The following is a 13,278-nucleotide window of genomic DNA, read 5'->3' as shown; positions in this document are numbered from 1 at the left end:
CACTGCTGTTACGTCTAAAAAGGAGAAGATAAATTAAAACCTTAACTTTGTAAGATGGAAGACAAAATCATTGTTTACAAAACTTACGAAAATCCAATCGAGGCAAACATCATCATGACAAGGTTGAAAGATGCTGGTTTCAGTTGTTTTCTTTCTGGAGAAAATACAGCAGGTTTAAGACCGCTTCTTGATTCTTCGATCAGTGGAATCCAATTGCATGTTTTTGAGAATGAAGTACGAGCCATTGATCAGCTTTTGGCTGAGGATGTGGATTTGTAGCTATGGAAGACAAAATCGTCGTATATAGCACCTATTACAACCCAATTGAAGCCAATATTGTGAAGGCTCGTTTGGAAGATAGTGATATTCCCTGTTTTTTAACGGACGAGAATGTAGCGACCATCAACCCGCTGTACAACCAGGCCATTGGGGGTGTTAAGCTTAATGTTTTTGAAAGAGATATTGAACGAATTAATACATTGCTTGCAGAACATGAGTTTGAACTTGAACCGGAGTCTACCAATACTGTTGATGAAGATAAAATTTTATGCGAAAGTTGTGGTTCTAACAATGTAAGTTATGGTCAAGCTACCAAGAAAAGATTCAGTTGGTGGGTAACTGTTTTATCTTTTTTCTTCATCGTTTATCCCTTTAAAGCCAATAAATGTTACCATTGTTATAACTGTGGTCATGAGTTTAAATAAAAAAAATCCTGCCTAATTAAATTAACGCAGGATTTTTTCTAATACAGCTGGTTTTATTTGATGGTCAGGTCTATTTTAGTCGCCACAATAAAGTCCCTGTCCTTGATCTTTAAAAACTCATCCAATATCGTTTGCTTATCGGCATCTAATTTGACATTCAGAAAGTCTTTGTTGTTGATCGTGACTTTTACTTGTTTGCTCAGGTCAAACATATCTGCCGAAATGTATAAACGGATGCTTTTTACCCTCGAGGTTTGGATGTTGATATTGTTGCCTTCTACCGTGGCGATAACTGCACCCGATTTGTTTTTGTTAAAATCTGCAAGGCCAGTTTTTCCATTCTGAGTAAGTGTAGGGTTTAATGTTTTGTGCCATTCTACCTTAGCTGTAAGCGTATCTAATTGCGTGATCTCTATCCAGGCATTTCTGCCATTTTTCACATTGTCTGTTTCCCACTCTATTTTTTTTGGAAAGGGATTTCGGGTTTTGGTGTTGAGGAGGTCGAAAATAAAATTGATAGAATCCCTGCTTGCAAACGGTAGCCCGTGATTTCCCTTTTTGCTGAAATTTTGCCAGTTGGCACCATTGCCAGCAGCATATTTATAAATACCGTTTACCAACTCTAAAGGAAAAACGGGGTCTTCAGTACCACTAATACCCAAAAAAGGCACTTCGTTTCTTAGATTGGTAAATGGAGTATTGGAACCATAGACTTTAGGTAGATAGTTCAATCCAAAAGCTGCAGCAAAAGGAGAAGGTTGATTGATGGCAAACCAAAACGCACCACTTCCACCATTAGAATGCCCGCCGATATACACTTTATTATCATTGATGTTATAAAGCGATTTGACATAGGCAATTTCTCTTAGCACAGTTTCAAAAGCGAGCTGTTGGTAAAGCCAGCCAAAATCCTTTCTGCCAAAAGGGTAGATGATAAAAGCATTTTCATCCTTAACCTTTTCCATTATTTTAAGTTCTGTACTTTCTGGTATATAAGCCGGTGGTGTAAATTTTGTACGATTAACAACTGCGCCATGGAGATAGACGTATAGCGGTGTTTTTTGCTTCGGGTTATAGCCCTTAGGGATATGCACCAAAAAAGGTACCGTTAACGAGTCGTTTACTTTGATCTGGTACAAGGTCCAAAAATTATCTTTTTTAACAACAGGATAATTATTGAACTGTTTGATCTTGCTGATCAATTGACTGGCACTACTTTTTGAGGCCAAATCTTTCCAATATTTTTGATCTAACAATAAAGAACGATTGGCGCGGTTTGTTGTATCGGTAAGCTCGGCAGTTGTTTTAGCTAAGGCCGATACCAACGAATCGGATTTGAACTTAAAAACACTCATGTATTGTTTCCATTCAGGTACGTCGTGTAAGCAAAACCCAGCGCTATCTAATTCATATTTTTTATAATCAGGAACATCAAAACCAATTTGGGCAGAGTATTTGAGATAATATTTAACCCGCTCCATGTTGTTTGCATGGCAGGCTGCTACTGCTGCATAATAAGTGTCGATGTTATTGGTGCCACGTGTTGGATTGGCATGATAAGCTTCATAAAAATCGAAAGCTTTTTTAAAATCCTTTTTCTGATAATATGCCCTGGCTGAGTCTAATAGATTAACTGTTTTTTCTTGCGCATGAAGATGGAGGACAATGGTTGATTGTAGGATGATTGAGAAAATAAAGGCCGCTCTTTTCATATAACTAAAATTTAATAACCTGATGATCCAGATGAAATACAAAGAAACAGTGCCTTGCTTAATAAGAATTGTATTTTTCAGCCACTTGATTTGGTGATGAACTGAAAGATCAATTTATCGTCACCAATCCTTTCGATAGAGTTGAAAAAAGCTTTAGGATTAGAACCTGTTAGTTTTTGGTAGATTTTGTTAAAATAGCTTTGGTCGTAAAAGTGGCTTTGGTAGCCGATATCGGTCAGTCTTTTAAATTGCGATAGGTGTAATTTGTTGTTGATCGATTGCCTGAATTGTGCAATCCTTCGGTATTCTACTGGCGATACACCTAAAACCTCTTTAAACCTGCGATTAAACGACCGCAAGGAGACATTAAACCGTGCTGCGATTTGATCAATCGGAATGTTTTCTTCAAAATTACAAAGCAGGGCAACTGCGTCTTCGAGATAAGAAAGTGGAATGGGTGCTAGTCTTTGCAATAAAAACCCATCAATAATCTTTCCTTTTTCCTTTCCATCGTCATGACTAAATAGGGCTGTCATGAAATCAGAAAAATGTGGGTCGTTTTTCCATGAATTAAATTCGCTGGTATGGTAACCCATAATTTTAGACAGTGACTCGGTAATGAAATGATTGATGCCAAAATCTTTAAATAAGATGGTAACCCTATTGATCTTGCCAGAAATGTTGACCATTAAAGGGGCTTGTCTTTTTACCTGCACAAATATTTGATGGTTTGGGATAAGACTTTGCCTGGCACTAAAGTGTGATGGATTTGAATCGAAGTGGCTATCCTTATAAATGCTCAATGCATTATAAGTGTGCGGAAAAGAATAATGTCGGCTGGTAAAGTTAGGGTCTTCACTCTTGATGAAATAATAACAGGCCACATATTCTTTCAGTGCCTCACAAGGTTCTATCGTTTCAAAAAGATGGCTCATTGCTCAAGTGACGTCGATAAGAATTAAATGTTGCTTAAACTTAAATAAAAAATCCCATTTAGATTTTATTCCAAATGGGATTTTTTTGAATAAAGAATTAAAATAAAGGAATAAAGATTAAAACTTGCTCTTTGTGCCTTGCTCTTTATCCTTATTATAAGCCAGCTTTAGCAGCAGCTTCTCTTCTAATGATATTTAAGGCACCACCAGCTTTAAACCAGTCAATTTGTTGGGCGTTATAGCTATGGTTAACAGTAATCGTTTCTGAAGTGCCATCTGCATGGTGTAACACCATTTGTAATGGTACGTTAGGTGCAAAGGTTGTTAAACCAATGATATCTAAAGTATCGTCTTCACGAATTTTATCATAATCATCTTTGTCAGCGAAAGTTAACCCTAACATCCCTTGTTTTTTAAGGTTGGTTTCGTGGATACGTGCAAATGATTTTACCAATACCGCACGTACACCCAAGTGACGTGGTTCCATGGCCGCATGTTCACGAGACGAACCTTCACCATAGTTTTCGTCGCCCACTACAACAGAACCCAAGCCAGCAGCTTTATAAGCGCGTTGAGTAGCAGGTACCGGACCATACTCGCCAGTTAGTTCATTTTTAACGTTGTCGGTTTTCTCGTTAAAGAAGTTAACCGCACCAATTAACATGTTGTTAGAAATGTTATCCAAGTGGCCGCGGAATTTCAACCATGGACCAGCCATAGAAATATGGTCAGTTGTACATTTTCCTTTAGCTTTGATCAATAATTTTAAGCCTTTTAGGTCAGTTCCTTCCCATGGGGTAAATGGATCTAACAATTGTAAACGATGAGAGGTTGGAGAAACAATCACTTGAACTCCAGAACCGTCTGCAGCTGGAGCTTGGAAACCAGCATCCTCAACAGCATATCCTTTTAAAGGCAATTCATCACCTTTTGGTGGATCTAATTTTACTTGCTCGCCTTTATCATTGGTTAAAGTGTCTGTTAATGGATTAAAACCAAGATTTCCTGCAATCGCAATCGCTGCAACAATCTCAGGAGAAGTTACAAAGGCAAAAGTATTAGGGTTACCATCAGCACGTTTAGCAAAGTTTCTGTTAAACGAGTGTACAATGGTATTTTTTTCTGCTTTCTCTGCACCAACTCTGTCCCACATCCCAATACATGGTCCGCAGGCATTGGTGAAAATAGTAGCGTTAAGGTCTTTAAAAGTGCCTAACAAACCATCACGGTTTGCAGTATAACGTACCTGCTCAGAACCAGGGTTGATCCCAAATTCGGCTTTAATGCCTAAACCTTTATCAATAGCTTGTTGTGCAATAGATGCAGCACGAGATAGATCTTCGTATGATGAGTTGGTACAAGAACCAATTAAGCCCCATTCTACTTTTAATGGCCAACCATTTGCGGCGGCAACTTCTTTCATCTGAGAGATAGGAGTAGCCAAATCTGGTGTGAAAGGGCCGTTCAAGTATGGCTCTAACTCATCAAGATTGATTTCAATCAGTTGGTCAAAATATTTTTCAGGCTCTGCATAAACATCCGCATCACCAGTTAAGTGTTCTTTAATTCCGTTGGCTAGGTCAGCAACCTCAGCACGGTTGGTAGCACGTAGGTAACGCTCCATACTTGCATCGTAACCAAAAGTAGAAGTAGTTGCACCAATTTCGGCCCCCATGTTACAGATGGTACCTTTACCAGTACAGCTTAGGTTCTCTGCTCCGTCGCCAAAATATTCAACAATAGCACCAGTACCACCTTTTACAGTTAAAATACCTGCAACTTTTAGGATGACATCTTTTGCAGATGTCCAGCCATTTAGTTTACCCGTTAATTTAACACCGATCAATTTCGGGAATTTAAGCTCCCAAGGTAGGCCAGCCATTACATCGCAGGCATCAGCACCACCTACACCAATGGCAACCATACCTAAACCACCTGCATTTACAGTATGGCTATCGGTACCGATCATCATTCCACCAGGGAAAGCATAGTTTTCTAATACAACTTGGTGGATGATACCAGCTCCTGGTTTCCAGAAACCAATGCCGTATTTATTTGAAACAGAAGCAAGGAAATCGAAAACTTCCTTACTTTCTTTATTGGCTTGAGGTAGATCAATTTCAGCTCCAGACTTAGCAGTGATCAAGTCAATCGCAGTGAACAGTAGAAGGAACAGCAACTTGTGGGCGACCAGCCTGCATAAATTGTAACAAAGCCATTTGTGCGGTTGCATCTTGCATCGCAACTCTGTCTGGTGCAAAGTCTACATAGTCTGTACCGCGGATAAATGCGGTATTTGCATTGCCATCCCAAAGGTGTGTATATAATATTTTCTCTGAAAGTGTTAAAGGTCTGCCTACTACTTTACGTGCCGCATCTACACGGCTACTAAAATTAGCATATACCTTTTTGATCATTTCTATATCAAAAGCCATTGATAAATTGTGTTAAAAGTAATCTATTCGTCTAATTGGTAGCGAATTTACAAAAAAAACAGGCGTAACGCTATCATCTGTATCTCATTATATTATTTGGAAATATTCTAAATAATTTTTATTGTCGATTAACGAACAGTTAACTAGATCTTTAAACTGCAAAATGAATGCTAAAAATTGATGGTTGGATGTCCGTTATCGAACGCTTTTGTGCATTTATGGACAGTCATCATTTGTATGTGAAACGTAATTTGCTGTAAAATAGGTTTTTAGTGTAGGTCTTTGCTCTTGGCATCAACTTCGCTTACAGCCGAATGGTTAAAGTGTGCCAAATTGGTAACCTTTTTCACTTAAGTATTTTAATGTTTTGGGTAAAGCATATTGCAAGCGGTCAAAAGCTTTTAAACTGTCATGAAAAACGATAATGGAACCATTTTTTGTATTTCTGATCACATTTTGATAGCATTTTTCTGGAGAAAGCCGAGCATCAAAATCATAACTGATGACATCCCACATGATAATCTGCAGGTTAGCATTTGTGGTTTGTGGATTGAGGTTTGCAGACTGGGCAGTGTAAACTGTTCTTAGTTTTTTGATCTGGCTCTTCTTTATCCTTCCGTATGGAGGACGAAAAAGATTGCTTTGGGTAAGCTGTTGGCATTGAAGAAAGTTGGCAATGTAGGTTTCATCATTTGTTTTCCATCCTTTTAGATGGTTAAAAGTGTGGTTTCCAATCGCATGGCCAGCATTTTTTACATTTGCAAAAACTTCAGGATGTTTGGTTATATTGTCGCCAATACAGAAAAAAGTTGCCTTTGCTTCAAAGCTTTTTAAAGTATTTAGTACAAAGTCTGTAACATTGGGTATAGGTCCATCGTCAAAGGTTAAATAAACAATTTTTTTCGAGCGGCTCTTATTCCATATTAAAGCAGAATAAAACCATTTGAGTAGAAGTGGAGATTTAACCAGGTACATGGCCAAAAGTAAACAAATATTGGCTGTACTTAAAAATTTACAAAATTCAATTAATTGTTTATTTAATATTGTGAAACTATTTTTTATGAAACAAGTTGCCAATCATAGCTTTTTAAAAGGGCTTACATTTATTTTATCTTTAACCGCATTTACTGGTCTAAGCCAAAAAAGCGTTGCCCAAGAAGTGATTACCATACAACAGGCTATTGATAAAACTTTAACCAACAACCTACAGGTTAGACAATCTAAATTGAGCGAAAGTCTATCTGATGAGAACTTGAAGCAATCTAAATTGGCATTGTATCCTTCTTTAAGCGGATCAATTGGCCAGAACATGAACTGGGGTAGAAATCAATCTGCATCGGGTCTATTCGAAAACAACCAACGTTATAGTTTAAATGGAAATGTAAGTACCGGCATCGATGTATTTAATGGTTTTTCAAAAATCAATCAGATCAAGCAAAACAAATTACTCTTAGAGGCTGGTAAAACCACTACGGAAAAAGTTAAAAACGATTTGATTTTATCTGTAATTACGTCTTATCTACAGATTTTATATAACAAAGATCTATTAAAGGCGGCACAAGACCAACTAACGGTTGCCAACCAACAGTTAAACCAACAACAACAATTATTGGACGTTGGCAATAAAACATTGGCCGACCTATCACAATCAAAATCTCAGGTGGCTACTGCAGAATTAGGGGTAACCAATGCCGCTAATGCCTTATCCATTTCTTACCTTACTTTGGCGCAATTAATGGATGTACCCTCATCAACTACTTACGATATCCAGGCCCCAATGATCGATAGTTTTAAAAATCCTTCAACAAAATATAATGCAGAAGAAGTTTATACAAATGCTATAAATTTATTCCCAGATATCAAATTGGCTGTTTTAAATACAGCAGCATCAAAAGTTGGGGTTGAAGTAGCCAAAGGTAACTTGTATCCAAGACTTTCTTTTAATGCGAGTTATGGTAGCAATTATTTTTACAGCTACAATGCAGCATCGGCAAATCCAAGTTTTCATGACCAATTAAAGAACAACTTGGGTAAAGGAATAGGATTGAACTTGTCAATTCCAATTTTTAACGGACTACAGGCAAGATCAGGCGTAACCCGTGCAAAGATCAACTTGATGCAGACTGAAACACAAGAGCAGTTGGCAAAAAACACTTTAAATAAAGTTATCTATCAGGCAGTTGCAGATTTAAAAGCAGCCGAAAGCCGTTACCAATCGACCAACAATGCATTTGCTGCACAAAAAGATGCATTTTATGTAATCGAACAACGTTATAATGTAGGGTTGGTCAATTCTTTAGATTACAGCACTGCGTTAAACAATAAAAACAAAGCAGAGATAGATATGATCCAAGCTAAATATGATCTATTGTTCAGAGCAAAAGTGATAGATTATTATTTAGGTAAACAAATTATATTTTAAATAGAACAAACAAACAATACTTATCCTTCATTATGAAACTTAAACACATTTTAATTGGCATCGGTGTACTACTTGTAATCATACTAGCTGCAAAGTTTACCGGCCTTATAGGTGGCGAACAGATCGAAAAAGTTACTGTAGATAAAGCAGCAGAAAAGAAAGTAGTTGAAACAGTAACTGCAAGTGGTAAGATACAGCCAGAAACAGAAGTTAAATTGAGTTCTGAGGTTTCAGGAGAGGTAACGGAACTTTCGGTAAAAGAAGGTGACGTGGTGAAAAAAGGTCAGCTGTTGTGTAAAGTTAGACCAGATGTATTACAATCGGGTTATGAAAGAGCAGTAGCTTCATACAACTCGCAAAAAGCAAGTGTTGCATCTTCTGAGCAGCAATTGGTGCAAAGCCAGGCCAACTTTATCAATGCTGAAGCAACATACAAACGTAATGTAGAGTTGTTCAACAAAAAAGTAATTTCAGCTTCAGAGTTTGATGCTGCAAAAGCAGCTTACCTAACTGCAAAAGCGACTTTGGCCAGTGCAAAAGAAAATGTTACAGGCGCAAAATTTGGATTAGAGCAAAGTGGTGCGAATGTAAAAGAAGCAGGTGCAAACTTGGCCAAAACCACTATTTATTCTCCAGTTGATGGGGTAGTTTCAAAATTATCTATTGAGTTGGGTGACCGTATTCTAGGAACTTCGCAAAATGCTGGTACTGAAATCATGCGTATCTCGAACTTAACTACCATGGAGGTAAACGTAGATGTTAACGAAAACGACATCAACCGTGTAAATGTTGGCGACAGCGCTGTTGTTGAAATTGATGCATTTGCAGATAAGAAATTTAAAGGAATTGTAACAGAGATTGCAAGTTCGTCAACAAGTGTGGGTACAACCAATACCTCTGTAGATCAGGTAACCAATTTCTCAGTTAAGGTACGTTTACTTGCCGATTCTTATAGTTCTGTAAAAGGTGGCGCAAAGACTCTGCCATCTCCTTTTAGACCAGGTTTATCGGCCACTGTAGATATCGAGAGTGAAACCGTAACCAGTTTGGCCATTCCAATCCAAGCCGTATTTACCAGCAACAAAGATAAATCTACTGATCCAATGGCAAACGCAGGTAACGATCAGAACCAGGATAAACAAAAAAACAAGCTGAATGATAAAACGGTAAAGCAGTTTGTTTACTTATTCGATAGCAAAACTTCTACCGTTAAACAAGCTGAAGTAACTACAGGTATTCAGAATGATCAATACATCATTGTTAAAACCGGACTTAAAGCCGGACAAGAGATTGTTACTGGACCATATTCGGCGATACAGAACAAGTTAAAAGACAATATGAAAGTAGAGAAAACGACTAAGGATAAGTTGTTTACCACTGAAAAGAAAAAGTAAGCAGCCTAAATCATAATAATTAAGTATTTTTGAGGCAAGTTAGGTAAGGTTTAAAGTAATTGCATACCAGCATTTATTTTAAACCTTTTGCCTTTTTAGATAGTTTGAATATAAATATTTGACTTATCGTTAAATCTTGATGGATATGATACCTAAAATTGCAATGATCGGTGGCGGAAGTTGGGCTACGGCGATCATCAAAATGTTGTCTGATAATTTAACTGAAAAAGAGATTTTTTGGTGGATGCGTAATGAAGAAGCCATATCGCATATCAAGGCATTTAAACATAATCCTAATTACCTCAGTTCTGTAGAAATCAAGGTGCCAGAAAACAACATTTCTGCGGATATCAACCTGATCATTAAAAACGCTGATTACCTGATCCTTAATGTGCCGGCTGCCTTTTTAAAGGAAACACTACTTGGAGTAACTCCAGCTCAACTTAAAGGAAAGAAAATCATTTCGGCTATTAAAGGTATCGTTCCAGACGAAAATCTGATCATCGGCGAGTTTATCAATCAAAGATACGATGTGCCGCTAAGTGATATTTCAGTGATCAGTGGCCCTTGCCATGCCGAAGAGGTGGCCTTAGAAAAACTGTCATACCTTACCATTGCAAGTATAGACTTGGCTTTTGCAACGAGTTTTGCCAAATTGTTGAACACTCGCTATATCAAGACCAACGTTTCTGATGACATCTTTGGAACTGAATATGCTGCGGTGCTCAAAAATATCTATGCAGTGGCCAGTGGCATTTGCCATGGCCTAGGTTATGGCGATAATTTTCAAGCTGTGCTCATTTCTAATGCCATCAGAGAGAATCAAAGACTTTGTTGATGCCGTACATCCAATCGACAGAGATATCAAAGAATCGGCCTATCTAGGCGATTTATTGGTAACGGCCTATTCGCAGTTTAGCCGCAACCGTACCTTTGGCAACATGATCGGCAAAGGTTACACGGTAAAATCAGCCCAATTGGAAATGAATATGATTGCCGAAGGCTATTATGCTGTTAGCTGCATGCACCATATCAATAAAAAATATAAGGTAGAAATGCCGATCGAGCCGTGCCGTGTATGCCATCTTGTATGAGAAACATTCGCCACATATCGAAATGCGTTTGCTTACTGAGCAATTGAATTAATTTTTTATCTCTTTATTCCGTTTTAGAACGCTTGGCTACTTAGGCAGTGATGAATTGGTGGTTAAGGAACTCGATGAATTTATAGAGATACTCAAACAATAATCCACGCATATTGTTAATGTATAAAATTAAATGTCATGAAAACGAAAAAGTATGTATTAGGTTTAGCAGCCATGGCAATGATCGCCTCGGTTACATTCACTGCAAGTGCGCAGGAGAAAAAAACAGAAGTAGGTAAAGCTTTACAGAAGACAGGAAAAGCCGTAGAAAAAGGAGCTAAAAGCGTAGGGAACAAAACGGCCGAAGTTGCGGTAAAAGGAGGAGCAAAGGTAGTAGACCAAACCTATAAAGGTAAAATGGCACCAGATGGCTCTAATGTTTACATCGATGGGAAAAACAATAAGTACTATATCAATAAAAAAGGAACGAAGGTTTATCTAAAAGCAAGTCAGATCAAAACCAGACCTGCTGGACAATAGATTTTAGACTTATTGGAGATAGTTTCTGATTGAAATCCCTTCGGATAAGTTGATTAAAATCAATACCAACAAAAAAAAGGTCTCGACATTGTCGAGACCTTTTTTAATATGGAATATATGGATATTAAGACTTACGTCTTCTTTCGCCACCGCTATTTCCGCCTTCACGTCTTCCACTTCCACCAGCGTTACCACCTCTATCTTCACGGCTACGGCCAGAGAAATCTCTGAAACCACCACCATTGTTTCCACCTTCACGTCTTCCGCTTCCGCCACTTCTTCTGTCACCACCACCGCTTCTTCTTTCGCCACCGCCGAAACCACCGCCTTCGCGTCTTCTGTCTCCGCCGCCACCAAAGCTACGTTTGCGTTCGCCACCTTCACTGGCACCTCTGTTATCGCCTTCTGCAGTTTTTTCAATCCTTACTTCACGGCCATTAAAGGTAATGCCTTTGAAATTGTTGAATAAACTATCTACAGTTGCATTTTCAACCTCGATAAAAGAATAAACTCCTTTAAGGTCGATTTTACCAACAGCTTTACCACTGATCTTGCCATTGTTACATACAAAACCTAATAGGTCGCCTCTTGTAAAATCATCTACAGAACCAACGTTGATGAATAAGCGGGTGTAATCGCTATTGTTGAAACTTCTAGCACCACGTTCGCCTCTTTCGCCTCTGTCTCCACGATCATCTGCACTGGCATTTAAATCTGGTGCATTTTTATAATATTCTAAGAAACGGTTGAATTCTAAAGATGCAAAACGTTTGATCACGTCTTCTTTGGTCAATTCAGCAAATTCGTCCATGATCCTAGGGATGTATTGGTCGATCTGCTCTGTATTTACTTCTACATTGTGAACTTTATGAACCAAGGCGAACAATTGTTTTTCGCAAACATCAAAGCCTGTAGGCAATTCTGCTTTTGTAAACTGTTTACCAATAATTCTTTCGATCTGGCGGATTTTGCCAATTTCTTTAGAGTTAACGATACAGATAGAGATACCCGTTTTACCAGCACGGCCAGTACGACCACTACGGTGGGTATAACTTTCAATCTCGTCAGGTAGTGAGTAATTGATTACGTGTGTTACGTTGTTTACATCAATACCACGAGCAGCTACGTCGGTAGCAATCAACAATTGCATGTTACGATCGCGGAAACGTTGCATTACCTTATCACGTTGTTGTTGCGAAAGATCGCCGTGTAATGAATCTGCGTTGTAACCATCTTTGATCAAGTGCTCAGCAACATCTTGCGTATCCAATTTGGTTTTACAAAATACTACGGCAAAGATCTCTGGGTTAAAATCTACAATGCGTTTCAAGGCAGCATATTTATCTCTGGCACGAACAATATAATATTCGTGTTCGATATTTACGTTACCTGTGTTTTTGGTGCCCATGGTTAATTCTACAGGGTTTTCCATGTAGTTTCTTGCAATGCGACGTACCTCAGGAGGCATAGTTGCAGAGAATAACCATGTTTTTTTATCGTCTGGAGTAGTCGATAAAATTTCGTTAATATCTTCTTGGAAGCCCATGTTCAACATTTCGTCGGCTTCATCCAATACTACATATTTAACGTTTGTGAAATCGATGGCTTTACGGCCAATGATATCTAACATACGGCCGGGCGTGGCCACTACGATCTGTACGCCATTGCGTATTTCGCGTAGTTGTTGCATAATGTTTGCGCCACCGTAAACGGCAACCACATGTGCATTAGGCGTGTTTTTTGAGAAATTCTTGATGTCGTTTGTAATCTGTAGACATAGCTCGCGCGTTGGGCACAAAATCAATGCCTGCGGCTTATTGCTCTTAAAGTCTATTAATTCTAACAGCGGCAATCCAAATGCGGCTGTTTTTCCTGTTCCTGTTTGGGCCAAACCAACAAAGTCGTTACTACCTTCTAACAGTACAGGAATAGATTGCTCCTGAATAGGCGTAGGATTTTCAAAACCTAGCTCTTTTACGGCATTAACAACGTCATCACTTATCCCCAATTTACTAAATGGGTTTATCATTATAACATTTTTTAATTAAGGC

9 protein-coding genes and 2 pseudogenes are annotated in these 13,278 nt (G+C 38.4%); 6 read left to right on the top strand and 5 right to left on the bottom strand.

Features of this window, described 5'->3' with window-relative positions; translation table 11 throughout:
• Positions 1-54: 54 nt before the first annotated feature.
• Positions 55-279, top strand: coding sequence for a hypothetical protein (locus ACFJIZ_RS11575; protein ID WP_379083957.1), 225 nt, complete (start codon positions 55-57; stop codon positions 277-279).
• Positions 280-281: 2 nt separating this feature from the next.
• Positions 282-704: a DUF2007 domain-containing protein gene (locus ACFJIZ_RS11570; RefSeq protein WP_379083954.1), complete on the top strand. Its 423-nt coding sequence runs from the start codon at positions 282-284 to the stop codon at positions 702-704.
• Positions 705-757: 53 nt separating this feature from the next.
• Here the strand turns inward: ACFJIZ_RS11570 and ACFJIZ_RS11565 are convergent, their stop codons facing one another.
• The 4 genes and pseudogenes from ACFJIZ_RS11565 to ACFJIZ_RS11550 all read right to left on the bottom strand — a co-directional run bounded on the left by ACFJIZ_RS11565 (position 758) and on the right by ACFJIZ_RS11550 (position 6,761).
• A complete protein-coding gene (locus tag ACFJIZ_RS11565; RefSeq protein ID WP_379083951.1) occupies positions 758-2,416 on the bottom strand; it encodes a hypothetical protein in 1,659 nt (552 codons plus the stop codon).
• A 77-nt stretch (positions 2,417-2,493) separates the two neighbouring features.
• Positions 2,494-3,351 (bottom strand): helix-turn-helix domain-containing protein, encoded by an 858-nt coding sequence (locus ACFJIZ_RS11560; RefSeq protein WP_379083948.1) that lies wholly within the window; start codon positions 3,349-3,351, stop codon positions 2,494-2,496.
• Positions 3,352-3,505: 154 nt separating this feature from the next.
• Positions 3,506-5,786, bottom strand: a pseudogene (locus tag ACFJIZ_RS11555) (aconitate hydratase).
• 318 nt (positions 5,787-6,104) lie between these two features.
• A complete protein-coding gene (locus ACFJIZ_RS11550; RefSeq protein WP_379083945.1) occupies positions 6,105-6,761 on the bottom strand; it encodes a polysaccharide deacetylase family protein in 657 nt (218 codons plus the stop codon).
• A gap of 85 nt (positions 6,762-6,846) precedes the next feature.
• Between ACFJIZ_RS11550 and ACFJIZ_RS11545 the strand changes: the two genes are divergently transcribed.
• The 4 genes and pseudogenes from ACFJIZ_RS11545 to ACFJIZ_RS11530 all read left to right on the top strand — a co-directional run bounded on the left by ACFJIZ_RS11545 (position 6,847) and on the right by ACFJIZ_RS11530 (position 11,227).
• Positions 6,847-8,208 carry a TolC family protein gene (locus tag ACFJIZ_RS11545; RefSeq protein ID WP_379083942.1) on the top strand — a complete coding sequence of 454 codons (1,362 nt, stop codon included), beginning with the start codon at positions 6,847-6,849 and terminating at the stop codon, positions 8,206-8,208.
• A gap of 32 nt (positions 8,209-8,240) precedes the next feature.
• On the top strand, positions 8,241-9,602 hold the full coding sequence (locus tag ACFJIZ_RS11540; protein ID WP_379083939.1) for an efflux RND transporter periplasmic adaptor subunit: 1,362 nt from the start codon (positions 8,241-8,243) through the stop codon (positions 9,600-9,602).
• A 145-nt stretch (positions 9,603-9,747) separates the two neighbouring features.
• Positions 9,748-10,748 (top strand): annotated as a pseudogene (locus ACFJIZ_RS11535) (NAD(P)H-dependent glycerol-3-phosphate dehydrogenase).
• A 137-nt stretch (positions 10,749-10,885) separates the two neighbouring features.
• A complete protein-coding gene (locus ACFJIZ_RS11530) occupies positions 10,886-11,227 on the top strand; it encodes a hypothetical protein (protein WP_379083936.1) in 342 nt (113 codons plus the stop codon).
• Between the two features lie 124 nt (positions 11,228-11,351).
• Here ACFJIZ_RS11530 and ACFJIZ_RS11525 read toward each other — a convergent pair whose 3' ends face one another.
• The gene (locus ACFJIZ_RS11525) at positions 11,352-13,256 is read right to left on the bottom strand and encodes a DEAD/DEAH box helicase (RefSeq protein WP_379083934.1); all 1,905 of its coding nucleotides are present in this window, start codon (positions 13,254-13,256) and stop codon (positions 11,352-11,354) included.
• Between the last annotated feature and the right edge of the window lie 22 nt (positions 13,257-13,278).

This window comes from Pedobacter sp. UC225_65, from assembly GCF_042698365.1.
Taxonomy (GTDB): Bacteria; Bacteroidota; Bacteroidia; order Sphingobacteriales; family Sphingobacteriaceae; genus Pedobacter.
This window is presented reverse-complemented; position numbering and strand designations above follow the sequence as displayed.